Genomic DNA, 25,223 nt, shown 5'->3' with positions numbered 1-25,223 from the left:
CTCAGGGTTTGCCTTGCTCCCGCGCGAAGAAGTCACGACGCCACTGGCTCAATACCTCCTCCTTGTGCTGTTGCCACAGCGCAGGATCCATCTGCTGTTGGCTGGTCGCCAGTTGCTGCTCCAGCTCGGCCAGCTCTCGCTGGTAGCGGCTACGTTGATCGAGTTGCTGCTGGCGCGCCTCGGCAAACGCCAGCGTGGCTTCAGCCTTCTCTGCGGGGAGGAAGTGGCGGGCCAGGGTGGCCAGATCCTCATCTCCCCAAAGCTGACGAGCTTGCTGCAGGCGGGCATCCGGGTTGAACAGCTCGCCTGCCAGATTCGGATTATCCGCCGCCCACCGATCCTGCAAGCGGCTGAGGGCGTCCAGCCGCTCGGCCAGCGGCAACTGCTCGCTCTCCTGCGCCAACTGATCCAGCGCCAGGGCATAGCGCCCCTGTAGCCGGATCAGGCTCTCCCCCTCGCTCAGCCACCCGTCCTCTGTTGCTTCCAGATTGCTCACACGCTGCGCCAGCGGCAACTCGCTGTCGCTGATCTCGCTGTCGCTGATCTCGCTGTCGCTGATCTCGCTGTCGCTGATCTCGCTGTCGCTGATCTCGCTGGCAAGCTGGTTGATCAGTTCATCCGGCATCGCCTGCCAGCTGCTGGGCACTTCTTTGCTTTTGCCATCCATCCCCTCAGCGTTTGGCATGTGGGGAGGCTGGCTCCCCGGTTCTGCTGGCAATTGCACATCGGCCGGAGAAGGCGTCGCCGACCGTTCTGGCGATATCGGGGACTGCTCTTCCTGCCAGCCCAGATTCACCAGCAAAAGGGTCAGGATCGCCAGCGCCAGTATCCCGTAACGGCGAGTCATCGGCTGATCTCTCCCTTGACCGGGAAGTGGTCTGAGAGGTTGCTGGCGGGCCAGAGGCTGCCATCGCTGCTGCGTGGGATCCAGACCGTGTTGAGGTTGTGGCTGGCGCTGCCGTATTCCCGGCTTACTACCAGATAGTCCAGATACTCAACGTTGGCGCCACCGGAGAGCGGGCCACCGGCATAGGGGTTGATCCTGGGATCGAAGGTGGCTTCGGTATAGCCGCCATAGGCGGGTTCATGGGCGTTCAGATTGGCCAGCATGTTGGCGTAGTCATCGGCAAACTTGCGTTTGTTGACGTTGAAGTCGCCGCCATAGATGACGGTGTCGCTGGCGGGGATCTTGAGGCTGGCTGCCAGAGAGCGGATCTGACCGAACTGGATCTGCCGCAGCTTGCGCGCCTCGTCGGTGTCAAAGCTGGCGGTGTGGGTGGCGAACAGGTGCCACGCCTTGCCCCCCTTGATCACCTCGGCGTACATCACCCCCTTGTCGGCGAAGCAGTCGGTGCCGGTGCACTGGGGATAGACCAGCTGGGCCTCCCGCACTATGGGATAGCGGCTGACGATCACTACGCCGCCGTCGTGGACGTTGATCCCGGGCTTGTCGAGTACCTTGGTCTGGTAGGGGTACTCTTTCGCCAGCGCCTGCAAAAAGCCCTCGCGGCGGCCATCGAATACTTCTTGCAGCAGCAGGGCGTCATAATCCTTGAGATAATCAGGCAGCAAGGTCAATCGCTCGCCGATGCTGGAGGCGATCACAGGCAGCGCCCAGACGTTGTAGCTGGCCACCTTGAGCCTGTTTTCTGCCGGTTCCGGCTGCTCCCGTTTTTGGGGAGGCGTGATCATATAGTGCAGATCGTCGTAGCGGCCGGTGAACTTGGCGGCAAAGGCCAGCTCTTGTGACCCTGCAACGCGATGGATCGCCCGATCGTTTTGCCAGCCGGATGCGCCGGTCGGCGTCTCGCCACCGTGCTGCAAGGTGGTGTTCCACCAGGTTCCCTCCATCAGCTGGTTGAGCCGATAGACGTCGCCACCCGCTGTGGTCACGCGGGTTTCGAACAGATAGCTCTTGCCCGCCTTGACCCCCTCATAGCGATTGAAGCTGAGTACCATGGCGCTCTCCCACGGGCCCAGCTCGGTGCGGTGCTGGCTCCACTGACTGCCGGGTTGCAGCTGGCCGCTGCCGCTTTGGCGGATGTCGATCTGAAGCGGTTCAGGACTGTTGTTGGTGAGATAGACATCGGTATCGGCCAGTGCCAGTTGCGGGAACTGGCTGACCAGCAGCAGGGCGGCATAACTGAGGGTTTTCTGCATCACAGGATCCTTTTGGTTGCAGGGCAATGGAAAGTGACTGTTATGGCGAATGCAGAGGTCAGTTTGTTTACATTTTGATTACAAGTAAATGAATTGGTTTTGTTTGGAGCTTTGTGGAGGTGTAAAGCGAGCGAGGCAGCACGCTTAAAGAGAGAGGGAAGAGCGAGGGAAGGCGCCCGTGTCAGGCGCCTTCAGGAGTTAGCGGTGGGCCAGCGGGTAGGTGAAGAGCGCCAGATGGGCGAAGTTGAAGGCGAAGTGGATCAGGATGGCCACGGAGAGTCGCCCACTGAGCTGGAATGCCAAGCCATAGCAGCAGCCTGCCAGGGTCGCAAACAGCGCCAGCAGCGGGCCACCGGGCAGGTGGATGGCTCCGAACAGTAGCGCAGCCACGACGATGCCAATCCAGGGGCGGTAACGCTCGGTCAACCCCTGCTGGATAGCTCCACGAAACAGCGCTTCTTCCGCCACGCAGGTGAACAGCAGATTGTTGAGTGCAAACAGCCACCACCAGTGGGGCAGACCCACTTCCGGTTTCAGTGCCCCCAACTGCCAGGCGATGACCAGCAGGGCTCCCAGCGGCAGCAGCAACAGGGCCAGCGGGCGCCAGCGGATTGCGCCCCCCTTGCCCAGCAGCATCGGGCAGGCCAGCAGCAAGCCAAAGAGCAGCAGCGGCTTGTCGAGGTTCAGATACATGTTGAACGGCACGCTGGCGGGGCCTGCCAGCGCCTGATCCAGCACCTTGAGATTGTTGAAGCCGGGGATGAGGTGCAGGGTCAGCGCAATCGCCCAGAGGATCAGCACCACTCTGGCCGCCATCGCCCGGCGGGCGGGGAGGGTTGGCGTACGCCACGCCAGCAGTAATCCTGCGACCGAGACCAGCAGGGCGGGTAGTGTCATTCGGTCAAGCCACAGTGCCAGCAGCAGGGAGAGTCCCAGCAGGGCCAAGGCGGGAAGACGCTGGCGGAAGAGGGCAAGCAGCACGGCCAGCGCCAGCGCGCCCCAGATAAATGAGTCGGGAAGGGGTAACATTGGATCTCCTTGATCGAGGCAGGCGGCAACCTTAACAAGAGGGCGTCAGCAGGACAACCGCGCAGGAGGTGGTCGGATCCCTTCTCTATACTCATCAACAGGGTAAAGGGAGAGCAGCTGATGAAGCACTGTCTGTGGTTGTTGTGTTGTTGGTGTGTCTGGCTGCAGGCCGCACCCTTGCTGCTGGTGACCGGTGAGTTCACCCCCTATACCGGCAAGGCACTGCCTGAAGGCGGCGAGAGCACCCGGCTGGTGACGACCCTGCTGCAAGAGGCCGGGTATCGAGAGCTCCAGGTCGACTACCTGCCCTGGCCCCGCGGCTATCAGTTGACCCGCAATGGGTTGGTCGCGGCCACCTTCCCCTACGCCTGGACTGCCGATCGGGCCAAGCTCTTCCACTACAGCGCTCCCATTCATATAGATCGCCTCTCCTGGTTTACCTATCGGGGGAGCGAGGCCATTCAGGCTGGCCGCTGGCAAGGGCTGCGAGTCTGCATTCCGCTGGGGTGGAGCACCAGCCATGCCGACGGGGTGATCAAGCGTTTCGGGCTGGATCTGCAGCGCCCCAAGACCCTGGCACAGTGTCTGCAACTGCTGGATCGCAAACGGATCGATCTGCTGCCGATGAACGAGACGGTGACCCGGGATGCCAGCCGTCAGCTGTTTGGCGACCCCTGCCATCTGCAGGCATTGCCCCACTTTCGTCAGAGCGACACCTTTTACCTGATCATTTCACGGCAGTATCCGGAGGCCGCCAACCTGCTTGAGCGCTTCAATCATGCCCTGGCTGCCGCCCGTGCCGATGGTCGCTATGACCAACTGGTCTCCCGAGCCGGAAAGGGGATCGATTGCCGTTGAGAGTGCCTAGGCGGAAAACAAAAAGCCGGAGCAGTGGCTCCGGCTTTCTTTATGCCTTCAGGGGCGATTAGCGGCCTGATTCTGCGATCACGCGGGCGATGATATCAGCGCGCTTGCCGGCTTCCAGTTCGCCCAGCGCAATCAGACCCGCTTTGAAGATCACGTTCTTCGGCAGGCTGACATCGTCCAGGGTGGTGATCGCTTCAACGTGCATGCCATTCAGACGGCTGGCATCGCGCGGGCTCAGGTTGACCTGAGTGTTCATCACCTGCTTGCCTTTCTTCTTGGCAGGTGCAGCCGCTTTCTTGGTGGATTCCTGTTCTTCTTCTTCCGGCAGTTCGTCATCAAAATCGTAAATAGACATAGTCAATCCTGTTGAGTTAGGCAAAAGGGCACGTTTGCCCGACATAGTAATCCGACATTGGGTCAATCAGCCCATATCCTCGTTACGGATAAAGGCGCGCCAGGAGGTGAGCACCTGGGCAAAATCTTCCAGCCCGCACATGGCCAGCTGTTCATCATCGTAGTAGGCGAGATCGTCAAGATCCTCACCCAGCTCGATATTGAGGGCGTTGGCTTTCACCTCCGCCTCTTCATGTGTCAGCAGCAGGGAGTAGTCACCGCCGTTGAGCCGGTATTCGACTCGGGTGCGGTTGGAGAGCTGGTCAATGATGGAGAAGAGCTCGTCGAGCTTCTCCTCATCCTTGCCAACCTCGTCGATCAGCCACTGACCGATGGCTTCATGGCCCATGGAGAACCGGGCGCGATAGCCACCAAACGGGTCGCGGCGAAATTCATAATCCATAGCACAGTCCAGATCGGAGGGATGGGCCATCACGGGCAGGCGGGTGCAAGCACGCAATTCCTGCTCCATGGCGGGGCACACATCGGGTAAAGTGGCCTATTCTAGCGATCCCCCTCTCGCTTGTCTTGATGATGTGGCATCTTTGCGCCCATGTGTCCTGAATCAGCCCGTGGTGGCGCCGCCAGATCAGCCCCTTGTCCGGAGATGTTATGCAGCTAAACGATAACCTTGCCCGCCAGATCGTAGCACGGGCGATGAAAATCCTGTCGTTCTCGGTCAACGTGATGGACGAACATGGCCTCATCATTGCGTCCGGCAATCCGGAGCGGATTCATCAGCGCCACGAAGGGGCCGTGCTGGCATTGACCGAAAACCGAGTGGTGGAGATCAGCGAAGCGACTGCCTTGCAGCTCAAAGGGGTGCGACCCGGCATCAATTTGCCCATCTCCTATCAGGGGGAGCTGATCGGGGTGATCGGTATCTCCGGCGATCCGGAGGAAGTGCGTGCTTACGCCGAGCTGGTGCGAATGACCGCCGAACTGATCCTGGAGCAGGCGGCGCTCACCGAGCAGTTGCAGTGGGACAAGCGCCACAAGGAGGAGCTGGTGTTGCAGCTTATACGTGGTGAGGGGCGAGTCGATCAATTGCAGCAGGCGGCCCGCTTTCTCGGGTTGGAGTTGGCCCAGCCTCGGGTGGTGGCCGTGCTGGCGCTGGAGGAGGCCGATCCGGCTCGTCTGCGGGAGCTGGTTCATCAGCTGGAAAATCCGGAGCGGGACAATCTGGTCGCCATCAACGGGCTCGACGAGATAGTGGTGCTCAAACCGGCGCAATTGAGTGATGGCGTCTGGCAATCGGCGCAGGAGCGCAGCCGGATCAAGCAGTTGCTGGCCCGTATTCCCCACTTCAAGGTGCATATCGCGGTGGGCGATTACTTCGCCGGGATCGACGGGCTGGCGCGCTCTTACCAGACGGCGCGAGATACATTGCGCCGTGGCATGCGGCAGGCGCCGCGCAAACAGGTCTACTTCTTCGAGGATTACCGCTTGCCGGTGCTGCTGGGGAGTCTGGCGGACTCCTGGCAGGCGGATCAGCTGCGCACACCGCTGCAGAAACTGGCCCGGGAAGATGGCAAGGGGGCGCTGCAGAAGACCCTGCGCCACTATTTCTTGCAGGATTGTGATCTGCATCGCTGTGCCGAAGCCCTGTTCATTCACCCCAATACTCTGCGCTATCGGCTGGGGCGGATAGAGCAGATAACCGGGTTGAATTTCAACAAGTTAGACGACAAATTTTTGCTCTATCTCGGCCTTAATCTCGACTTGTGATTGTGAATTTGGACAAAAAAACACTTTTAAATGGCGCAATTTTTGGTTTTTAAGCCAAAGCATTCTGATTGCAAATCTCCATAATGGCGGCCATTCACTCCCATTGAAGGTGTCCGTCATGATCCCGGTTACAGCCCTTGGCGCCATCGCGGCGCTCTCCATCGCCATCATCCTCATTTTGAAAAAGGTGCCGCCCGCTTACGGCATGATCGTGGGTGCCCTGGCCGGTGGCCTGATTGGCGGTGCCGATCTGACCCAGACCGTCGCCCTGATGATCGGCGGTGCCCAGGGGATCACCACTGCGGTGATGCGGATCCTGGCGGCCGGTGTACTGGCCGGCGTGTTGATCGAATCGGGTGCGGCCACCACTATCGCCGAGACCATCGTCAAGAAACTCGGTGAAACCCGCGCCCTGCTGGCACTGGCGCTGGCGACTCTGATCCTGACTGCGGTCGGCGTATTCGTGGATGTGGCCGTTATCACGGTGGCGCCCATCGCGCTGGCTATCGCCCGCCGTGCCGACCTCTCCAAGGCGGCCATCCTGCTGGCGATGATCGGCGGCGGCAAGGCGGGCAACGTCATGTCCCCCAACCCCAACGCCATTGCCGCGGCTGATGCCTTCCATCTGCCCCTCACCTCTGTGATGGCGGCGGGTATCATCCCGGGTCTGTTCGGTCTGGTGATGGCTTACTGGCTCGCCAAGCGGCTGAACAACAAGGGCAGCAAGGTGGCCGCCGACGAGGTGGTGAGCTTCGAGGGTACCAAACTGCCGGGCTTTGCCGCCGCCATCAGCGCGCCGCTGGTCGCCATCCTGCTGCTGGCCCTGCGGCCGGTCGCTGGTATCGTGGTGGATCCGCTTATTGCGCTACCCCTCGGTGGTCTGGTCGGCGCCCTGATGATGGGTAAATTCAGCAAGGTGAACCAGTTTGCGGTCTCCGGCCTCGCTCGTATGGCGCCGGTCGCCATCATGCTGCTGGGTACCGGTACCCTGGCAGGCATCATCGCCAACTCCGGCCTGAAAGATGTGCTGATCAGCGGCCTGACCGCCTCCGGTCTGCCTTCTTACCTGCTGGCGCCCATCTCCGGTGCTTTGATGTCGCTGGCGACTGCCTCGACCACCGCCGGTACCGTGGTGGCCTCCAACGTATTCAGCTCCACCCTGATTGAACTGGGGATCAGCAGTTTGGCCGGGGCGGCCATGATCCATGCCGGTGCCACTGTGTTTGACCACATGCCCCACGGTTCCTTCTTCCATGCCACCGGTGGCAGCGTCCACATGGGGGTGGGTGAGCGCCTGAAACTTATCCCTTACGAAACTGCAGTCGGTCTGACCATTGCCACTGTCTCCACCCTGATGTTTGGCGTGTTTGGCCTCGCCTAAGGAATTGATATGAAAATTGTTATTGCCCCCGATTCATTCAAGGAGAGTCTGAGCGCCATGGCGGTGGCTGATGCCATCGAGGCCGGTTTCAAGCAGGTGCTGCCGAACGCCACCTACGTCAAATTGCCGATGGCCGATGGCGGTGAAGGTACGGTGCAATCGCTGGTGGATGCCACCGGTGGCCGTATCCTGCCGGTCGAAGTGACCGCCCCCCTTGGCAACAAGGTACAGGGCTTCGTCGGCCTGCTGGGCGATGGCGAGCGCGCCGTCATCGAGATGGCTGCCGCCTCCGGCATCCATCTGGTGGCGCCCGAGCAGCGCAATCCGCTGCTCACCTCCAGCTTCGGCACCGGCGAGCTGATCCTGGCCGCGCTGGAGATGGGGGTGAAGCACCTTATTCTCGGTATCGGCGGCAGCGCCACCAATGACGGCGGAGCCGGTATGATCCAGGCGCTCGGCGGCAAGCTGCTCAAAGCCGATGGCTCTGCCATCGAGCTGGGTGGCGCAGGTCTCGCTGAGCTCGCGACCATCGATCTGAGTAGTCTGGATCCGCGCTTGAGCGACCTGGTTATCGAGGTGGCGTGTGATGTGAACAACCCGCTGTGCGGTCCGAAAGGCGCCTCCGCGGTGTTTGGCCCGCAGAAGGGGGCGACTCCAGAGATGGTGGCGCAACTCGATGCCAACCTCTCCCGTTATGCCGACTGCATTGAGCAGGCCCTTGGCAAGCAGGTGAAGGATATTCCGGGGGCGGGTGCCGCCGGTGGCATGGGTGCCGCGCTGGTCGGCCTGCTTGGTGCCGAGCTCAAGCCCGGCATCCAGATCGTCATCGAAGCGCTGAAACTGGCCGATGAAGTGGCCGATGCGGATCTGGTCATTACTGGTGAAGGTCGCATCGACAGCCAGACCATCCATGGCAAGACGCCAATCGGTGTCGCACGTTGCGCCAAGCAGTTCGGCAAGCCGGTGATCGGCATCTCCGGTTGCCTGACCGATGATTGCGGTGTGGTACATGATCACGGACTGGACGCGGTATTCGCCGTGGTCAACCGTGCCATGTCTCTACCGGAGGCGCTGGAGAGCGCCAGCACCAATATTCAACTCACTGCGCGCAACGTAGCGGCGCTCTATCAACTCAAGGGTTGATCCGGTTCGGCCGATGGGTACCATCGGCCACTCAATATCCCCGTTTGGGGCATCTCCCATCTCGCGAGATGTCTGACTGCCCTGGCACTTATTTGCCGATCCATCGTGATCGGCTCTTTTCTTTCTGCTCCTTTGTTTTGCCACACTTTTGACTCCATGGGTCAGCGCGGTTTTGATAGGCGCACATCTCCCTTTACGGCATAGTGGTCGTACCAAGTACAAGGAGAGACTCATGTTCCTGCTGACCCTGGGGGTTGCACTGTTTACCCTGATCCATCTCTACCCCTGTTTTGCGGTGGCCCATCGGGCGCGACTGCGCGAGCGGCTGGGTGAGAACCGCTACAAGGGGCTCTTCTCCCTGCTGGTGTTTGTCGCCATCGCCTGCATCATTGCCGGTTGGCGCTCGGCCAACTCGCTGCCGCTCTACTTCCTGCCGGAGTGGGGGCCGATGACCATGACGGTGATGATGCCCTTTGCGCTGATCCTCTTTTTCTCCGGCCAGGGGCCCAACCATCTGCGGCGCTGGCTGGTGCATCCCCAACTGCTCGGTACCCTGCTCTGGGCGGTGGCCCATCTGCTGGTCAACAGCGAGGCGCGCTCTCTGGTGTTGTTTGGCGGCATCGGGCTGTGGGCGCTGGTGAGCATGGTCTGGATTTCGGTGCGGGACTGGCAGCGATATCCCCGTCCGGCGGCCAACTGGACGGGCACCGGCATCAGCGTCGGGGCTGGCCTTGTTGCCACCGCGCTGCTGGTGTTCTGGGGCCACGGCTGGCTGACTGGCATTCCATTGCATTGAGAGTGAACTGCGGCTCTGGTAACCGCGTATGATGGACAAAACAAAAGGAGTCTTGGCGATGAAATGGTTCACTCTGTTGCTGTTATTGGTGGCCGGTGCGGCCTCTGCGGCGTGCCCAGATTATTTCAATGTGGAGATGCGGGAGCTCAACAAAGCCCAGCGCCACAACCTCTGTCAGCTGACCGAGGGCAAGGTGGTGCTGGTGGTCAATACCGCCTCCTACTGCGGCTACAGCGGCCAGTTCCGCGATCTGGAGAAGCTCTACCAGAGCTATAAGGATAAGGGATTGATTATTCTCGGTTTCCCCTCCAACGATTTCTGGCAGGAGGCGGGCAACGAGACCAAGACCGCCGAGGTGTGTCGCCGCGACTATGGCGTCACCTTCCCGATGTTCAATCGGGTAGCGGTGCGGGGCTCCGATGCTGTGCCACTGTTCAAGGGGCTGGCTGCGGCCGCTGATGGGGATGAGCCGAACTGGAACTTCCACAAGTATCTGGTGGGGCGCGATGGCAAGCTGATCGCCAGCTACGGCGCCAACCAGAATCCGGCTGACGACCCCCTCAAACTGCAGATCACCCGGGCGCTGGGGCTCTGACCCTACCCCTTGGCGGGCGGCTCTGGAATAATGGGCTCCCGCCACTCAATCCGGTTATCTTGTGCTGCAACGTCTTCCTCAAATGGTGATCTTCGATGCGCTGGTGCGCGAGCAGGGGATCTCTGCCGCCGCCCGTCGTCTCGGGGTCTCCAAATCCCATATCAGCAAGCAGCTGGCGCTGCTGGAGACCACCCTTGGCGCCCAGCTGGTCCAGCGCACCACCCGCCGCTTTGTCCTGACCGAGCTGGGTCAGGAGTATGCCCGTCACTGTCATGCGCTGGTGGCGGTGGCGCAGGAAGCGGACTCCATGATCGCCGAGCGGCGCGGCAAGGTGAGCGGCGTGCTCCATCTCGGGGTGGGCCAATCATTTGGCCGTCTGCACGTCATTCCCCATCTCAAGGCGTTTCAGGATCGCTATCCCGAGCTGGAGCTGGAGGTCTCGCTGTTTGACCACAGAACCAATCTGGTGGATGAGGGGCTGGATCTCTGGCTCACCACCTATGAGGACAAGCCGGAAGGGCTGGTGGGACAGCGGCTGGCCGACATCGGCTTCGTGGTGGCGGCGTCGCCGGATTACCTGCTGAGCCACGGCACGCCGCTTCATCCCAAGGATCTGGCCCAGCACAACTGCATCACTTACCAGAGTCGGGAGCGGCGCTATCACCAGTGGTCGTTTCGCCAGGGCAAGGAGCGCCAGACGGTGCAGGTGGCGGGCAACTATCGGGTGGATATGGCGGAGGCGGTGCGGGATGCGGCACTGGCCGGGCTCGGCATCGCCTATATCGCCAACTACTTGCTGGACAAGGAGTTACAGAGCGGCAAGCTGATCCCTGTGCTGCCAGGGTGGCGACCGAACCAGCAGATGGCGGTACACGCCGTTTATGCCCGGCGTGAACATCTGGATCCCAAGATCCGTCTCTTCATCGATTTCCTCAAGGCCCGCTTTGGCCCCGAACCCTATTGGGAGCAGCGACTGGCCCCCTGGCTCGGGGGTAAATTGTCCGGTGGTGAGGAATGATTGTTTCCATTTAAGAACTCTCGATTTCTCCTGATACTAAAATCGAACCAAATCAGCCAGTTGGCGCAACCGATATCGTGCAAACGTTTTTTCTAACAGGGTTGTAACCAAGTGGACTTGCAGTGACGGGGTGAGAGGCGCAGAATCCGCGCCCATCTTTTGCCCCACCTGATGGAGTCCCTATGATTGCCCTGCTCGGCATCCTGAGTATCCTGGCGCTTGCCGTCATATGCTCTGATAATCGTCGTCGTATCCCGTTGCGAACAGTTGGCCTTGCCCTCTGCTTGCAAATCATGTTTGCCGGTTTGGTGCTCTGGTTGCCTGCCGGTCAGCATGTGCTGAACGGGGTCAGCGAGAGCGTAAGCAGCGTGATTGGTTATGGTCAGGAGGGGATCGCCTTCCTGTTCGGCGATCTGGCCAAGTTCAAGCTGGGCTTCATCTTTGCCTTCAACGTGTTGCCGGTCATCATCTTCTTCTCCGCGGTGATCGCCATCCTCTACCACATCGGTATCATGCCGCGGGTGATCGCCCTGCTGGGTGGTGGCTTGCAGAAGCTGCTGGGCACCGGCCGTGCCGAGAGTCTTTCCGCGACCGCCAACATCTTCGTCGGCATGGTGGAAGCGCCGCTGGTGGTCAAACCCTACCTCTCCAAGATGTCCGATTCCCAGTTCTTCGCTGTGATGAGCTGTGGTCTCGCCTCCGTCGCCGGTGGCACCCTGGTGGGCTATGCCAGCCTCGGGGTTGAGCTGAAATACCTGATCGCGGCAGCCTTCATGTCGGCCCCTGCCGGTCTGGCGATGGCCAAAATCCTGGTGCCGCCGGGAGCTGAAGAGGTCGATCACCATCAGGATGTGGAGATCCCCCGCGCTACCAACGTGATCGAAGCGGCTGCCGATGGCGCCATGTCTGGCCTCAATATCGCGGTGGCGGTCGGTGCCACCCTGCTGGCTTTCGTTGGCGTGATCGCCATGCTGAATGGCCTGCTCGGCTGGGCTGGCGGTCTGGTAGGACTGGACCTGAGCTTCCAGATCATTCTGGGCTGGCTGTTTGCCCCCGTCTCCTGGCTGATCGGTGTGCCCTGGGATCAGGCGCAAGCCGCTGGCGCCCTGATCGGTACCAAGATCGTGGTCAACGAGTTCGTCGCCTTTATCGGTCTGGTGCAGGATCAGACCCTGAGCGAGTCGAGCAAGGCCATCGTGACCTTCGCCCTGTGCGGCTTTGCCAACATCTCCTCCATGGCGATCCTGATCGGCGGTCTGGGCTCCATGGTGCCGGAGCGCAAATCCTTCATCGCCCGTTACGGTATGCGCGCCATTCTCTCCGGCGTGCTGGCGAACCTGATGAGCGCCTGTCTGGCCGGTCTGTTCCTTGCCCTGTAACCGCTGCGGTACGGAATAGATGTAACAAGGGCGCCCTGATGGCGCCCTTGTCATATGGATAAAATGAAGCCCCGGCCTTGGTCGGGGCTTCTTGTTGCTGCTCAGTCGACGTAGAAGGTTTGCTGGAAGCTGAGGTTCTGTTGCTGCCCGCCGCCCATGATCTTCAGGGTGAACTGATAGGTATCTTCGTTGCGGTAGGGGAGGGTCGCCAGATAGTAGATGGCATCCCCCTCTTTTACCTCCTGAAAGTTCAGGGTGCGGATGGTGCCGGTCAGGTTCTTGGCCTCACCGGTGATCCCTACGGCTTGCGCCACTTTCTGCTTGTCCTGTACCGCGATATTGATGATGGCGTTGTAGCGGCTGCGCTCCAGTCCATACGCCTTGGCGACTTCTGGTGTAAGGAAGCTGGAGTTGAAGGCGTTGTAGTGCACCAACCAGGGCCCCAGCTCCTTCATCTGTTCTGCCTTGAGCGGCAGGGTCATCAGCAGTGCCAGCAGGCCACTCATCCAGGCTGTTTTCATCTGTCATCCCTCTCATATCTACGGTTGGCGCAGGCCGATTCATTCAGCCTTGCGTGTCATTCAGCAGTGCACTCACTTCTTGCGGCAACTGTTTGGGGCTGTCGATGGCGACGGTTTTGTGTCGCCCCAGCTCGCCCCGCACTATGGTTACCTGGCCCTTGGCCACCTTGAACTGCTTGGCCAGAAACTTGATCAGATGGCTGTTGGCCTGGCCATCGACGGGCGGCGCCGTGATGGCCACTTTCAGCTCTTCGCCATGCAATCCGATGATCTGATCCCGACTTGCCTTGGGCTGGATCACCAGATGCAGTACCAGTTCATCCCCTTGTTGCAGGACGGCTGGCATCAAATCATCCACCACAGCTGGCCGAACAGGTCACCCAGCAGGTAGTTGATGGCTTGCAGGCCGATAAAGGCGACCAGCACCGAGAGATCCAGTCCGCCCAGTGCCGGCAGTACGCGGCGGATAGGGGCGAGAAACGGCTCGGTCAGCTGATGCATCACGTATTCGATGGGGTTGCGGCCCTGGCTGACCCAGCTCAGGATGGCGCGGATCAGCAGTACCCAGAAGATCATCGAGCCCGCTTTTTTCAGCACAGTCAGTGCCGCGAAAAGGCTGATGCTGAGCCAGTCCGCCAGCAGCACGTTCATGCTCTTGAGCAGGGCCAGCTTGAGGAAGGCGACAGCCAGCGCCAGCACCACGGAAGCGAGATCGATGCCGCCAAAGCCCGGGATCACACGGCGCAGCGGGATCACCAGCGGATTGGTCAGCTTGACCACCATCTGGCTCATCGGGTTGTAGAAGTCGGCACGGGCCCACTGCAGCCAGACGCGCAGCAGGATCACCATCAGGTAGAGATCGAAAACGGTGTTAATCAGAAAGTAAGCAGTGTTCATCTGGGCTCCTGTTAGAAGAGGGTTTCCATTTCGGTGGCGCGAGCAACGGCCGCCTGCATGGCTTGCGCAGTCAGCGGCATCAGCCCCTGCTGCTGGAATGTCTTGATGGCTTCGGCTGTGGTGCCGCCCTTGCTGGTCACCTGTTCACGCAGGGTCTGCAGCGCCAGCTCCGGGTTTTGCTCCACCATGGCGGCTGCGCCCAGCGCGGTCTGCTGCACCAGCAGGCGAGCCTGCTCGGGCGAGAAGCCCATTGCCTCTGCCTCTTCGGCGATCGCCTGCATAAAGAGGAAGAAGTAGGCCGGGGCACTGCCCGCTGCGGCGATGACGCCGTTGATGCCGGACTCCTGCTCCACCCAGAGGGTCTTGCCGACCGCCTGCATCATCAGCTCGGCAAAGTCGCGATCCGCGGCGGCAATATGCTCGGGCGCATAGAGGCCGGTCATGCCCAGACCCAGCAGGGCCGGGGTATTGGGCATGGTGCGGATGATGCGGTCATGGCCACCGGCCATCTCGCCAAGGCGCGCCACCTTGATGCCAGCCGCGATGGAGATGAGCAGCTTGCCCTCAAGGGATCCCAGCTCTTCAACCAGTGCTGCCAGCATGCCGGCCATCAACTGCGGCTTGACCGCCAGCACGATCACTTCGGCGCCTCGGGCTGCCTCGGCATTACTCTGGGTGATGCGAATGCCATGTTCCCTCGCCAGCGCCTCCAGCTTGGGCTGGCTCGGGTTGGCAGCAGTGATCTGCCCGGCGGGATAACCCGCCTTGACCAGTCCGGCGATGATACTGCGGCTCATGTTGCCCGCGCCGATAAAGGCCAGCGTTCTATTCTGCATCAGATGCTCCTGTAGCACATGGGGTCGCGGCGGGGTGGGTGCTGCCTGCACCACCAGACGCCAGAATTTGGTGTTCCATCAAACGCTCCTGTTGATGAAGTCGCGGCAAGAGGCGGACGTATGGGTTATCCGCTGGCCTTGCCTATGAGTAGTCACGGGCGCCGAAGATGGCGGTGCCGACCCGCACCATGGTGCTGCCGTGGGCGATCGCCAGTTCGAGATCTTCGGTCATCCCCATCGAGAGGGTATCCACCGTGGGGTATTGTCGCGAAAGCTCGGTGAACAGAGTCTGCATGCGGGTCATTTGGGCGGCCAAGACGGTCTCGTCACTGGTGTGTTCGGGAATGGCCATCAGCCCCCGCAGCACCAGTCGGTCACTGTGGGAGACCAGCTCGGCAAGGCGGAAAATCTCTTGTTCCGACGTTCCGGATTTGCTGCTCTCTCCGCTAATATTGATTTGCAGACAAACATTTAGCGGTGCCATTGTAGTTGGGCGCTGGTTGTTGAGGCGGTCGATCAGCTTGTCCCGATCCACGCTCTGCACCCAGTCAAACCGTTCGGCGACCAGTTTGGATTTGTTCGATTGCAAAGGGCCGATAAAGTGCCACTCTATGTCGCTATATTCCGGCTGCTGGCGCAAGGTATCGATCTTGGCCGCCGCTTCCTGAGCGTAGGATTCGCCAAAGCAGCGCTGACCTGCGGCATGGGCAGCCATGATGGCCTCGACCGGCTTGGTCTTGCTCACGGCCAGCAGGCGGATCTGCTGCAGGTTGCGGCTCGCCCGTTCGGCGGCCTGGGCAATACGTTCCTTTACCTGAAACAGGTGCTGGGCAATCTGGTTCATATTTCGTTAGTGATCTTGTGATGGGAGAATGACAAGTCTATGGATATCACAGAGTTATTGGCTTTCAGTGTAAAGCATAAAGCCTCGGATCTACACCTCTCGGCCGGGGTTCCCCCGATGATCAGGGTTGATGGTGAGGTTCGCAAGATCAATTTGCCCGCCCTGGAACACCGAGAAGTGCATGCCCTCATTTACGACATCATGAACGACCATCAGCGCAAGGAGCTGGAGGAGAACTTCGAGGTCGACTTCTCGTTCGAGGTGCCCAATCTGGCCCGTTTCCGGGTCAACGCCTTCCAGCAGGCGCGCGGCTCGGGCGCGGTATTTCGTACCATCCCCAGCACTGTGCTGAGCCTCGAGGATCTCGATGCGCCGGAGATCTTCCGCAAGATCGCCGAGTTCCCGCGGGGTCTGGTGTTGGTGACCGGCCCGACCGGTTCCGGTAAGTCGACCACCCTGGCTGCCATGGTCAATTACATCAACGAGAACTTCCATCACCACATCCTCACCATCGAAGACCCCATCGAATTCGTCCACGAGAACAAGCGCTGTCTGGTGAACCAGCGGGAAGTGCATCGAGATACCAAGAGCTTCAGCAACGCCCTGCGCTCGGCACTGCGGGAAGACCCGGACATCATTCTGGTTGGCGAGATGCGAGACCTTGAGACCATTCGTCTGGCCATGACCGCCGCCGAAACCGGCCATCTGGTGTTTGGCACCCTGCACACCTCGTCGGCGGCCAAGACCATCGACCGTATCATCGACGTCTTCCCAGGTGCGGAGAAGGACATGGTGCGCTCCATGCTCTCCGAATCCCTGCGGGCGGTCATCTCCCAGACCCTGCTCAAGCGCATTGGTGGCGGTCGGGTGGCGGCTCACGAGATCATGATGGGCATTCCGGCGGTGCGTAACCTCATCCGGGAGGACAAGATTGCCCAGCTCTACTCGGTGATCCAGACCGGGATGACCCACGGCATGCAGACCATGGATCAGAGCCTCAAGCAGCTGGTTAGTCGTGGCGTGGTGGCATCCCTCGATGCCAAGGCCAAGGCCGTCGATCCCAACAGCATTTAAGAGACTCGCACCCAGGGAGGGATAGATGATGAATCTGGATGATCTGCTGAGCGAGCTGGTCGAGCGAAAGGGGTCGGATCTGTTTGTGACGGTGGGCTCGCCGCCCACCCTCAAGGTGAATGGCCATCTGGTGTCGCTGGGGGGCGAAGCGCTTGACAAGAAGGGGGCGCTGACGCTGGTCAGGGATACCCTCAGCAGCGATCACTTCGAGCGCTATATCCGCACCAAGGAGGCCAACTACGCAATCTATCGCGAGGCACTTGGTCGTTTTCGGGTCAGCGCCTTCTGGCAGCAGGAGCTGCCCGGCATGGTGGTGCGGCGTATCGAGACCCGCATTCCCACCTTTGAAGATCTGCAGCTACCCAAGATCCTGCAAGAGGTTGCGATGGCCAAGCGGGGGCTGGTGCTGTTTGTCGGCGCCACCGGGGCGGGCAAATCGACTACCCAGGCGGCGATGATCGGCTATCGCAACCAGCATGCCGATGGTCACATTCTGACGGTGGAAGATCCGGTGGAGTTCGTTCATCAGCATGGTCGTAGTCTGGTGACCCAGCGAGAGGTGGGGATCGACACAGAGTCGTTCGATGTGGCGCTAAAAAGCTCGCTGCGTCAGGCGCCAGACGTGATCCTGATCGGTGAGATCCGCAGTCAGGATACCATGGAGTTTGCCCTGCAGTTCGCCGAGACGGGACACCTTTGTCTCGCCACTTTGCATGCCAACAATGCCAACCAGGCGCTGGATCGCATCCTGCATCTGGTGCCGCAAGACAAGCACCGCCAATTCCTGTTCGATCTCTCTTTCAACCTCAAGGCCATCGTCGCCCAGCAGTTGGTGCCGAGTATGGATGGCAAGCGGCGCTGCGCTGCGTTCGAGATCCTGCTCAATACCCCGCTCATCACTGACATTATCCGCAAGGGAGAGATGCATCGCCTCAAGGAGGTGATGACCAAATCCACCGAGCTGGGTATGCAGACCTTCGATCAAGCGCTCTTCAGCCTGTTCTGCGCTGGCCAGATTGGCTACAGTGAGGCACTCGCCCACGCCGACTCGGCCAACGACCTGCGACTGCTGATCAAGCTCTCCGGTCGCGAACGGCTCGGCACAGGCACGCTGGACAATGTGACGCTGGATGAATGAATCATGGGGCCGCTCTGCCGTTCGGCCCCTCGCCATAAAGGAACGTTATGCTGATTGTGGTTTCCCCGGCCAAGACGCTGGATTACGAGTCACCGCTGGTGACACCCCGTTTCACCCAACCCGAACTGCTGGCTCACTCCGCCGAACTGATTAGCCGGGCCCGCCAACTGAGCCCGGACCAGATCGCCACTCTGATGAAGATCAGCGACAAGCTGGCCGGTCTCAATGCTGCCCGTTTTGCCGAGTGGCAGCCAGATTTCACCCCCGCCAATGCCCGTCAGGCTCTGCTGGCTTTCAAGGGGGATGTCTACACCGGTTTGGCGGTAGAGGATTTCAGCGAGGCCGATTTTGACTTCGCTCAGGCACACCTGCGGATGCTCTCCGGCCTCTACGGCGTGCTTCGCCCCCTCGACCTGATGATGCCCTATCGGCTGGAGATGGGGACCAAACTCGACAATAGTCGCGGCAAGGATCTTTACCAGTTCTGGGGCGAGGTGATCACTCACCACCTCAACAATGCGCTGGCCGCTCAGGGGGATGAAGTGCTGATCAATCTGGCCTCCGACGAGTACTTCAAGTCGGTACGGCCCAAGAGCCTGAAAGGGCGGATTGTCACACCGGTGTTCAAGGATGAGAAGAACGGCCAGTTCAAGATCATCAGCTTCTACGCCAAGAAGGCGCGCGGCATGATGGCTCGCCACATCATCAAGCACCGTCTGACCGAGGTTGAGCAGCTGACCGGTTTCAACGCCGAGGGCTACTACTTCGTGCCGGAAGAGTCGGACGCCAATACCCTGATGTTTAAACGCGCCGAAAATTAATTATAAAAAGAGGGAACCAATCTTTCGACCCGCGGGTCTGAATATGTGAATCCTCTGTTGTAAGCACTTTTTATTCGCCGACGTTTGATACGTCGGCTTTTTTATTGCCGTTTTTATTGTCCATCGATTGCCTTCGCCGGGACTATGTGGTTCAGATAGACTCAAGACAGGGAGCGAGTCGTCGCGAGGTGAATATGGAACAGAAAAATGCCATTCGGCAGGTTGCCGTACCTTGGGCTCCGTCCCGCCAGCTCCCACCCGGGCTGGTCGTTGCCGAGCTGCATCAGGATCTCTGGAGCGACTCTCTGACCATCATGCTGGGGCGGGCACGCAGCATCGATCTGCCCCCGCAAATCCTCTGCCGGGTCTATTTTCGCCATATCTACGCCCTGCGGGTTATCGAAGATTGCGATCTGGCCGAGGGGAAGGATAGCCACGCTATCGAAGAGCAGATCCAGCTCATCACCCCATCCCGTTTTGCCAGCTGGTTCCATCAGGAGTCGGACGGCCTGCATCTGGATGAAGATCTGCAGCACTATCGCATCTCGACCTGGGATTATTGCGCCGATGTGCTGACCTCCTCGGCGCCGGAGCTGCAGTTCCTGCCCCAGAGCGAGTAGCCAGCTGTTACGTCAGAGGCGAAGGATGATCCTTCGCCTCTTGGTTTTTGGGCGGGCGCAGATTTTGTGGCGTTCAGGCCATTCAGCCCAAGTGGTGGCCTGTTGTGTCGGCACAAAAAAAGCGCCTCAGAAGAGGCGCGGGGAAAAAGACAGATTGGAAGCGTCACATGGGTGCTACTTGAATCAGCGAATGAGCCGTGCCATTCAAGTATGGAGCCATCATGCCAAGCTCAATCTGAAGTAGTTCTGAGGCGATTCTTCATTTTCTGTTCATCTTGTCAGCAAAGCGTGGCTACTGGCTGAAAGCCTTTTCATTTTGGCCACGATATTGTCCCGTTCCTCTCCGGGGCGGTCATCGTCTCATGGGGCCAGCTCGAATGTTGTGCCTGTCTGTTCCAGTGCCAGCAACCAGCGCTTGATGGGAATGCCGCCTGCGTAGCCGGTCAGCTCGCCGCTGCGTCCGATCACCCGATGGCAGGGCACTATGATGCTCAGCGGATTGCGGCCATTGGCAGCGCCTACTGCTCGCACTGCCTTGGGATTGCCGATAGCCTGGGCAATCTCGAGATAGCTCACGGTCTCGCCATAGGGGATATCACACAAAGCGTTCCACACCGTTTGCTGGAACGGGGTGCCCTTCGCTGCCATGGGCAGATCGAACTGCTGCAATTTTCCGGCGAAATAGGCGTTGAACTGCTCGACGAAAGGAGCAAGAGTCAGGTCATCACGCAGCCACTCATCGGTCGGAGTTACCGGCTGCTCCCCCTGTACGAACTCCACATAGCGCAGGCCATCCTGATCGATGGCGACCAGCAGGGGGCCGCGTGCGCTGTCGCAAAAACTGTATCTCATCGGCTGACATCCTTTGGAGGCTGGGGGGGATCAGTCCAGCACCGGCTTGCCGCGGGCGGACTTGATATCACCCTTGCGCTTTTTGGCATCAACCCGCTTGCGCTGGGAGCTGCGGGTCGGCTTGGTGGCATGGCGGGCCTTGGGGCGCCAGGCTGCTTTTTTCAGCAACTCCACCAGACGGCTCATCGCCTCCTTGCGGTTCATGTCCTGGCTGCGATGGCTCTCGACCCGGATCAGGATAAAGCCATCGTGTACCCGGCTGTCGCTCAGCTTGTCGAGACCCTCCTTGTAGAGGGGCGTCAGGCTGGGAGAGTTGCGGTAATCGAAGCGCAGCCAGACGGCGGAGTCGGTCTTGTTGACGTGCTGTCCGCCGTTGCCCTGTGCCCGCATGGTCTGAAATTGCAGCTCATGCCAGGGAATCGTGACGCTGTTGGAGATAACTAACATGCTGTTTTGCTCTTGTTTGGTGCATACCCGCTGACCGCTGCAGCATGGTGCCTCATTATGGGGCGTGCTGGCCGGTTATGGGGATGTGCCTGGCGAATGGCGCCGACATTAAACTCTATCTATATGAAATAAAACAATAAAAATACTTGGCATAAGAATTGAAACCCGATTCATGACACACCATGGATTGGGAGCAACCAGATGAAGCTGATTAGTGCGATTATCAAACCGTTCAAGTTGGACGATGTCCGCGAGGCTATTGCCAACCTGGGGGTGGAAGGGCTGACCGTGTCCGAGGTCAAGGGATTTGGCCGCCAGAAGGGACACACCGAATTATACCGGGGAGCCGAGTATCAGGTCGACTTCCTGCCCAAGGTGAAGCTGGAGATTGCTACCGCCGATGATAACGTGGAAGGGGTGATCGAGGCGATCTGCAAGGCGGCCTATACCGGCAAGATCGGCGACGGCAAGATTTTTGTCTACGACTTGCTGCAAGCGGTGCGCATCCGCACCGGCGAGAGTGACGACGAGGCGCTGTGATGAACCGCATCAGTGACGTACAGATCTGTTGACCTCCCGATCTCGGGGAATCCCGATGGAGTGAGCGCTTATTGAAGCCTGATCAACATAACGTTTTGCTCAGAAGAGGCCGAATGGGATTCCATCCGGCCCTTTTCATTTATGGGCGATTAAATATGTGATGTGGCGACGGCGAGCTTTCTTGATCCGCTTATAAGATGTATGCAGAATGCAAACGGAAATCGTTATCACTCTGTATAGCTAATCAAGGAATGGATGATGAAAATGAAGATGTTGGCACTGGCTTTCTCTGCGTTGGCAGCTCAGTCGGCATTGGCGGCCGGGGAAGTGAATGTCTACTCCAACCGGCAGGATGAGCTGATCAAGCCCATCATCCAGCAGTTCGAGAAGGAATCTGGCATCAAGGTGAACGTGGTGTTCGCCAAAGAGGGGTTGAACGAGCGTCTGGAGCGGGAAGGCAAGCTCTCTCCGGCCGACCTGATGCTGACCGTTGATATCAGCCGTCTGACCGATCTGGTGGACAAGGGGTTGGTGCAGCCGGTGGACAGCAAGATCCTGCAGGAGAACATCCCCGCCATCTATCGTGATCCGGAGAATCGCTGGTTCGCCCTGACCACCCGGGTTCGCGCCATCTACTCCAGCAAGGATCGCCTCGGCAAGCTCGATACCATCAGCTACGAAGATCTGGCCAAACCGGAATTCAAAGGGAAAATCTGCACCCGCAGCGGCAAGCATGAGTACAATGTGGCGCTGGTCTCCTCCATGATTGCCCATCACGGCATGGCTGAGACCAAAACCTGGCTGGAAGGGGTCAAGGCCAACCTGGCGCGCAAGCCGCAGGGCAACGACCGGGATCAGGTCAAGGCGATCAAGGATGGTATCTGTGACGTGTCGCTCGGCAACAGCTATTATCTGGGCGCCATGTTGAAAGATCCTGCGCAGAAGTCTTGGGCGGATGCGGTCTATATCAACTTCCCGAACCAGGCTGACCGCGGTGCCCACGTCAACGTGAGCGGCGTGGCCATGACCAAGTATGCCAAGAACAAGGCAGAGGCCCAGAAGCTGATGGAGTTTCTGGCTGGCGACACCGCCCAGCACATGTATGCGGACGTGAACGCCGAATATCCGGTCAAGGCCGGGGTCGAGCCTTCCGCCATGGTCAAGTCCTGGGGCAGTTTCAAGTCTGACGCACTACCGGTCAGCGATTACGCCAAGCATCGCAAGGACGCCTTGCAGTTGCTGGATGAAGTGAAGTTCGACTTGTAATCAGATGGGGCCAACGGCCCCATCAACATCTGTGGTCTCATGAAAAATTTTGGATGGATGACCGGCAGCTGGGCCATCGCCCTGCTGCTGGGTTTACCGGTGATTGCCCTGCTTTTCTCTGCCTTCTCGGCTGAGGGGGAGCTGTTTCGCCACCTCGCCGATACCGTGCTGTTCGACTATCTGGGCAATACCCTGGGGCTGGTGGTCGGCGTGGTGCTACTCAGCCTGCTGTTTGGCGTGCCCACCGCCTGGCTGGTGGCCATGTGTCAGGTGCCGGGGCGGCGCGCTCTGCAGTGGGCGCTGATGCTGCCGATGGCGATGCCCTCCTATATCGTCGCCTACGTCTATACCGACTTGCTCGATTACTCGGGCCCGCTACAGGCCGGGTTGCGAGCACTCTTTGGCTGGAACAGCCCTGCCGATTACTGGTTTCCTGCCATTCGCTCCCTTGGTGGCGCCGCCTGGGTGCTGGCGCTGGTGCTGTTCCCCTATGTCTATCTGCTGGCCCGCGCCTCCTTTCTCGAGCAGTCAGTCAGCCTGATCCACTCCAGCCGCCTGCTCGGCTGCACCCCGTGGCAGAGCTTTCGTCGCCTCAGTCTGCCGCTGGCGCGCCCCGCCATCATGGTGGCGGTATCGTTGGTGGCCATGGAGACGCTGGCCGATTTCGCCACCGTCCACTTCTTTGCCATCAACACCCTGACCACTGCGGTCTATGACACCTGGCTCGGCTATGGCAGTCTGGCCACCGCGGCGAAACTCTCCTGCCTGATGTTGCTGGCTGTGGTGCTGCTGATCGCGCTGGAGCGTCGCTCGCGCAGTCGGCAGCAGGTGTTCCAGAAGTCCATGGGCCATGAGCAGCCGCTGCGCTATCCGCTCAAGGGGATTGGCCGTTGGTTGGCCGGTCTCTGGTGCTGGGGGCTGGTGCTGGCCGGTTTCGCTCTGCCGTTCGTCATCCTGCTCGATTACGGGGTGCGCTACTTCGAATTGTCGTGGACGCCGGAGTTTGTCCGCTTTGCGGGTAACAGTCTGCTCATCTCGGCGCTGACTGCTCTGCTGGCGATGGGCATCGCCCTGCTGCTCGGCTTCTTCCGTCGTCTTGATGGCGGGATAAAGAGTCTGTTGCCCCTGCGCATCGCCGCCATGGGTTACGCCATGCCGGGTACCGTGCTCGCCATCGGGGTGCTGGTGCCGCTCACCGCCCTCGACTTTGCCATCAACGATCTGGCCGAGTGGCTCGGGCGTCAGGGCCCGGGCTTGCTGCTGACCGGCACCATCACCGCCATCGTGTTCGGCTATCTGGTGCGCTTCGTGGCCATCGCCATCGGCTCGGTGGAGAGCAGCATGGGCAAGATCTCCCCCAGCCTCGACATGGCGGCCCGCTCCCTAGGTCAGGGGGATGGCGGCATGCTGCGGCGGGTCCATCTGCCGCTGGTGCGCCGTGGTCTGTTTGCCGGAGCCATGCTGGTATTCATTGAATCCATGAAGGAGCTGCCCGCCGCTTTGCTGCTGCGGCCGTTCAACTTCGATACCCTGGCGACCCACGTCTACCAGTTCGTCTCGGACGAGATGCTGGAGCGCGGCGCGCTGGGGGCTATCGTCATTGTGCTGGTAGGACTGTTGCCGCTGATCTGGGTCAACCGCAGTCTGGACAGTCCGGGCCACTGAGTCGCCGCGTCGGTCAATGAAATTGCATGCGGTGTGCTGAACCGAAAGGCAGCGCACCGCCAGAAACGAGAGGAAGTCAGCCTTGTCCTGTTTGCAGGTTGAAAATGTCAGCTGCCGTTACAACGGCCGCAATGTGCTGGAGCAGCTCTCCCTGACGGTGGCAGACAACGAGATCGTCTGCCTGCTGGGAGCCAGTGGCTGCGGCAAAACCACGCTGCTCAAGGCCATCGCAGGGCTGCTGCCGCTGGCAGAGGGCTCGATTCGCCTCGGCGATACCCTGCTCGACGGGCCGGGTGCCAGCGTGCCGCCCGAGGCGCGCAATATCGGGATGATCTTTCAGGATTACGCCCTCTTCCCCCACCTGACGGTAGCTGACAATGTCGGTTTCGGGCTGACCAAACTCGACCGCGGTGCCCGACAGCAGCAGGTGGACGAGGCGCTGGCGCTGGTCAATCTGCAGGGGCTGGGGGATCGTTATCCTCACCAGCTCTCCGGTGGCCAGCAGCAGCGAGTGGCTATCGCCCGGGCGCTGGTGTGCAAGCCGCGGCTGATGCTGCTGGATGAGCCCTTCTCCAACATCGATACCCAGGTGCGGATGAAGTTGATCCTCGAGATCCGCGCCCTGCTCAAGCAGCAGGGGATCGGCGCCATCTTCGTCAGCCACAGCAAGGAGGAGGCGTTCGCCTTCGCCGATCGGCTGGCGCTGTTTCGCGCCGGTCATATCGAGCAGGTGGGTCAGCCTGAGCAGCTCTATCGCCGCCCGCAAAACCGCTTCGTGGCGGAGTTTCTCGGGGGGGTCAACTATCTGGCTGCCGAGGTGGTGGACAGCCACTGTGTACAGACGGCGCTCGGGGTCATTTGTGGCAGCGAGCCTCATGGCCGGGCGGTGGGCGAGCAGTTGCAGCTGATGCTCAGACCCCAGCAACTGCTGCTGGAGAGCGCCGCAGATGGCGAGCTCAAGGTGGTGGAGCAGCAGTTCCTCGGCCACCACTGCCGGGTGCTGTTCGAGTGTGGCGATCTGCAGCTGGAGGCGAGCATTGGCGAGCCCCTTGAAGGGATGCGAGCACGGATCAAGGTCGCTCCCCATGTGCTGGTGTTGTTTGCCCCTTTGCCCTGAACGCGTGATATCGTCGTGAAATCAAAGAACTGGATTCACTCTGGTTTATAATCGCGCAACGCAAATAGCCCGTAACGCTACGCCTATTCAGGGGAG

At 60.1% G+C, this 25,223-nt stretch carries 28 protein-coding genes; 16 read left to right on the top strand and 12 right to left on the bottom strand.

The window, feature by feature from the left end:
* Position 1 precedes the first annotated feature (1 nt).
* The 3 genes from OKC43_RS12670 to OKC43_RS12660 all read right to left on the bottom strand — a co-directional run bounded on the left by OKC43_RS12670 (position 2) and on the right by OKC43_RS12660 (position 3,189).
* The gene (locus OKC43_RS12670; RefSeq protein WP_270804015.1) at positions 2–847 is read right to left on the bottom strand and encodes a hypothetical protein; all 846 of its coding nucleotides are present in this window, start codon (positions 845–847) and stop codon (positions 2–4) included.
* Positions 844–2,160, bottom strand: coding sequence for a sphingomyelin phosphodiesterase (locus OKC43_RS12665; protein WP_270659332.1), 1,317 nt, complete (start codon positions 2,158–2,160; stop codon positions 844–846). Before OKC43_RS12665 ends, OKC43_RS12670 begins: the two co-directional genes overlap by 4 nt.
* A 198-nt stretch (positions 2,161–2,358) precedes the next feature.
* Positions 2,359–3,189 carry a CPBP family intramembrane glutamic endopeptidase gene (locus OKC43_RS12660; protein ID WP_270659331.1) on the bottom strand — a complete coding sequence of 277 codons (831 nt, stop codon included), beginning with the start codon at positions 3,187–3,189 and terminating at the stop codon, positions 2,359–2,361.
* A gap of 120 nt (positions 3,190–3,309) precedes the next feature.
* On the opposite strand from OKC43_RS12660, the gene OKC43_RS12655 reads away from it, so the two are divergent.
* Positions 3,310–4,047 carry a substrate-binding periplasmic protein gene (locus OKC43_RS12655; protein WP_021230935.1) on the top strand — a complete coding sequence of 246 codons (738 nt, stop codon included), beginning with the start codon at positions 3,310–3,312 and terminating at the stop codon, positions 4,045–4,047.
* Positions 4,048–4,114: 67 nt separating this feature from the next.
* Here the strand turns inward: OKC43_RS12655 and OKC43_RS12650 are convergent, their stop codons facing one another.
* Both OKC43_RS12650 and OKC43_RS12645 read right to left on the bottom strand, forming a co-directional pair.
* A complete protein-coding gene (locus OKC43_RS12650) occupies positions 4,115–4,411 on the bottom strand; it encodes a hypothetical protein (protein WP_270659330.1) in 297 nt (98 codons plus the stop codon).
* Positions 4,412–4,477: 66 nt separating this feature from the next.
* Entirely contained in the window at positions 4,478–4,852 is a 375-nt protein-coding gene (locus OKC43_RS12645) for a YacL family protein (protein WP_026034971.1), read from the bottom strand.
* A gap of 209 nt (positions 4,853–5,061) precedes the next feature.
* Here OKC43_RS12645 and OKC43_RS12640 point away from each other — a divergent pair, with 209 nt between their 5' ends.
* The 7 genes from OKC43_RS12640 to OKC43_RS12610 all read left to right on the top strand — a co-directional run bounded on the left by OKC43_RS12640 (position 5,062) and on the right by OKC43_RS12610 (position 12,489).
* A complete protein-coding gene (locus OKC43_RS12640) occupies positions 5,062–6,177 on the top strand; it encodes a sugar diacid recognition domain-containing protein (protein WP_005340325.1) in 1,116 nt (371 codons plus the stop codon).
* 118 nt (positions 6,178–6,295) lie between these two features.
* Entirely contained in the window at positions 6,296–7,558 is a 1,263-nt protein-coding gene (locus OKC43_RS12635) for a GntP family permease (RefSeq protein WP_058059709.1), read from the top strand.
* 9 nt (positions 7,559–7,567) lie between these two features.
* Positions 7,568–8,701 carry a glycerate kinase gene (locus tag OKC43_RS12630; RefSeq protein WP_236271941.1) on the top strand — a complete coding sequence of 378 codons (1,134 nt, stop codon included), beginning with the start codon at positions 7,568–7,570 and terminating at the stop codon, positions 8,699–8,701.
* 232 nt (positions 8,702–8,933) lie between these two features.
* Positions 8,934–9,497: an NnrU family protein gene (locus OKC43_RS12625; RefSeq protein WP_139442975.1), complete on the top strand. Its 564-nt coding sequence runs from the start codon at positions 8,934–8,936 to the stop codon at positions 9,495–9,497.
* A gap of 58 nt (positions 9,498–9,555) precedes the next feature.
* Entirely contained in the window at positions 9,556–10,092 is a 537-nt protein-coding gene (locus tag OKC43_RS12620) for a glutathione peroxidase (protein ID WP_236271940.1), read from the top strand.
* Positions 10,093–10,174: 82 nt separating this feature from the next.
* Entirely contained in the window at positions 10,175–11,110 is a 936-nt protein-coding gene (locus tag OKC43_RS12615) for a LysR family transcriptional regulator (protein WP_005340335.1), read from the top strand.
* 182 nt (positions 11,111–11,292) lie between these two features.
* Positions 11,293–12,489 (top strand): NupC/NupG family nucleoside CNT transporter, encoded by a 1,197-nt coding sequence (locus tag OKC43_RS12610; RefSeq protein ID WP_005348874.1) that lies wholly within the window; start codon positions 11,293–11,295, stop codon positions 12,487–12,489.
* A gap of 101 nt (positions 12,490–12,590) precedes the next feature.
* On the opposite strand, the gene OKC43_RS12605 is transcribed toward OKC43_RS12610, so the two are convergent.
* The 5 genes from OKC43_RS12605 to OKC43_RS12585 all read right to left on the bottom strand — a co-directional run bounded on the left by OKC43_RS12605 (position 12,591) and on the right by OKC43_RS12585 (position 15,587).
* Entirely contained in the window at positions 12,591–13,010 is a 420-nt protein-coding gene (locus tag OKC43_RS12605) for a DUF4426 domain-containing protein (RefSeq protein WP_005340339.1), read from the bottom strand.
* A gap of 43 nt (positions 13,011–13,053) precedes the next feature.
* Positions 13,054–13,356: a DUF167 family protein YggU gene (gene yggU / locus OKC43_RS12600; RefSeq protein WP_021230942.1), complete on the bottom strand. Its 303-nt coding sequence runs from the start codon at positions 13,354–13,356 to the stop codon at positions 13,054–13,056.
* Entirely contained in the window at positions 13,356–13,907 is a 552-nt protein-coding gene (locus OKC43_RS12595; protein ID WP_005340343.1) for a YggT family protein, read from the bottom strand. Before OKC43_RS12595 ends, yggU begins: the two co-directional genes overlap by 1 nt.
* An 11-nt stretch (positions 13,908–13,918) precedes the next feature.
* Positions 13,919–14,743 carry a pyrroline-5-carboxylate reductase gene (gene proC / locus OKC43_RS12590; protein ID WP_236271939.1) on the bottom strand — a complete coding sequence of 275 codons (825 nt, stop codon included), beginning with the start codon at positions 14,741–14,743 and terminating at the stop codon, positions 13,919–13,921.
* 142 nt (positions 14,744–14,885) lie between these two features.
* Positions 14,886–15,587 (bottom strand): YggS family pyridoxal phosphate-dependent enzyme, encoded by a 702-nt coding sequence (locus OKC43_RS12585; protein WP_236271938.1) that lies wholly within the window; start codon positions 15,585–15,587, stop codon positions 14,886–14,888.
* A 39-nt stretch (positions 15,588–15,626) separates the two neighbouring features.
* Between OKC43_RS12585 and tapT the strand changes: the two genes are divergently transcribed.
* From tapT to OKC43_RS12565, 4 genes are all read left to right on the top strand, one after another.
* A complete protein-coding gene (gene tapT, locus OKC43_RS12580) occupies positions 15,627–16,661 on the top strand; it encodes a type IVa pilus ATPase TapT (RefSeq protein ID WP_005340354.1) in 1,035 nt (344 codons plus the stop codon).
* Positions 16,662–16,689: 28 nt separating this feature from the next.
* Positions 16,690–17,799 carry a type IVa pilus ATPase TapU gene (gene tapU / locus OKC43_RS12575; RefSeq protein WP_236271980.1) on the top strand — a complete coding sequence of 370 codons (1,110 nt, stop codon included), beginning with the start codon at positions 16,690–16,692 and terminating at the stop codon, positions 17,797–17,799.
* Between the two features lie 47 nt (positions 17,800–17,846).
* A complete protein-coding gene (yaaA, locus tag OKC43_RS12570; RefSeq protein ID WP_236271937.1) occupies positions 17,847–18,620 on the top strand; it encodes a peroxide stress protein YaaA in 774 nt (257 codons plus the stop codon).
* A gap of 194 nt (positions 18,621–18,814) precedes the next feature.
* The gene (locus OKC43_RS12565) at positions 18,815–19,240 is read left to right on the top strand and encodes a hypothetical protein (RefSeq protein ID WP_005340360.1); all 426 of its coding nucleotides are present in this window, start codon (positions 18,815–18,817) and stop codon (positions 19,238–19,240) included.
* Between the two features lie 360 nt (positions 19,241–19,600).
* Here OKC43_RS12565 and OKC43_RS12560 read toward each other — a convergent pair whose 3' ends face one another.
* Together OKC43_RS12560 and arfB are read right to left on the bottom strand one after the other, a co-directional pair.
* Positions 19,601–20,092 carry a methylated-DNA--[protein]-cysteine S-methyltransferase gene (locus OKC43_RS12560; RefSeq protein WP_236271936.1) on the bottom strand — a complete coding sequence of 164 codons (492 nt, stop codon included), beginning with the start codon at positions 20,090–20,092 and terminating at the stop codon, positions 19,601–19,603.
* A 30-nt stretch (positions 20,093–20,122) separates the two neighbouring features.
* Positions 20,123–20,539, bottom strand: a complete 417-nt coding sequence (gene arfB, locus OKC43_RS12555) for an alternative ribosome rescue aminoacyl-tRNA hydrolase ArfB (RefSeq protein ID WP_021230947.1) — start codon at positions 20,537–20,539, stop codon at positions 20,123–20,125.
* 201 nt (positions 20,540–20,740) lie between these two features.
* On the opposite strand from arfB, the gene glnK reads away from it, so the two are divergent.
* The 4 genes from glnK (at position 20,741) to OKC43_RS12535 (ending at position 25,127) form a co-directional block, all read left to right on the top strand.
* Positions 20,741–21,079 (top strand): P-II family nitrogen regulator, encoded by a 339-nt coding sequence (gene glnK, locus OKC43_RS12550; protein ID WP_005341406.1) that lies wholly within the window; start codon positions 20,741–20,743, stop codon positions 21,077–21,079.
* Between the two features lie 258 nt (positions 21,080–21,337).
* A complete protein-coding gene (locus OKC43_RS12545) occupies positions 21,338–22,345 on the top strand; it encodes a Fe(3+) ABC transporter substrate-binding protein (RefSeq protein ID WP_005340374.1) in 1,008 nt (335 codons plus the stop codon).
* Between the two features lie 39 nt (positions 22,346–22,384).
* The gene (locus OKC43_RS12540; protein ID WP_236271935.1) at positions 22,385–24,010 is read left to right on the top strand and encodes an ABC transporter permease; all 1,626 of its coding nucleotides are present in this window, start codon (positions 22,385–22,387) and stop codon (positions 24,008–24,010) included.
* A gap of 82 nt (positions 24,011–24,092) precedes the next feature.
* Positions 24,093–25,127, top strand: a complete 1,035-nt coding sequence (locus tag OKC43_RS12535; RefSeq protein ID WP_236271934.1) for an ABC transporter ATP-binding protein — start codon at positions 24,093–24,095, stop codon at positions 25,125–25,127.
* Positions 25,128–25,223: the final 96 nt, after the last annotated feature.

The sequence above is a fragment of the Aeromonas sp. Y289-2 genome, from assembly GCF_027705925.1.
In the GTDB taxonomy this organism is placed as follows: domain Bacteria; phylum Pseudomonadota; class Gammaproteobacteria; order Enterobacterales; family Aeromonadaceae; genus Aeromonas; species Aeromonas veronii.
The sequence above is the reverse complement of the archived record's forward strand: the minus strand, read 5'-3'. Positions and strand labels throughout refer to the sequence as shown.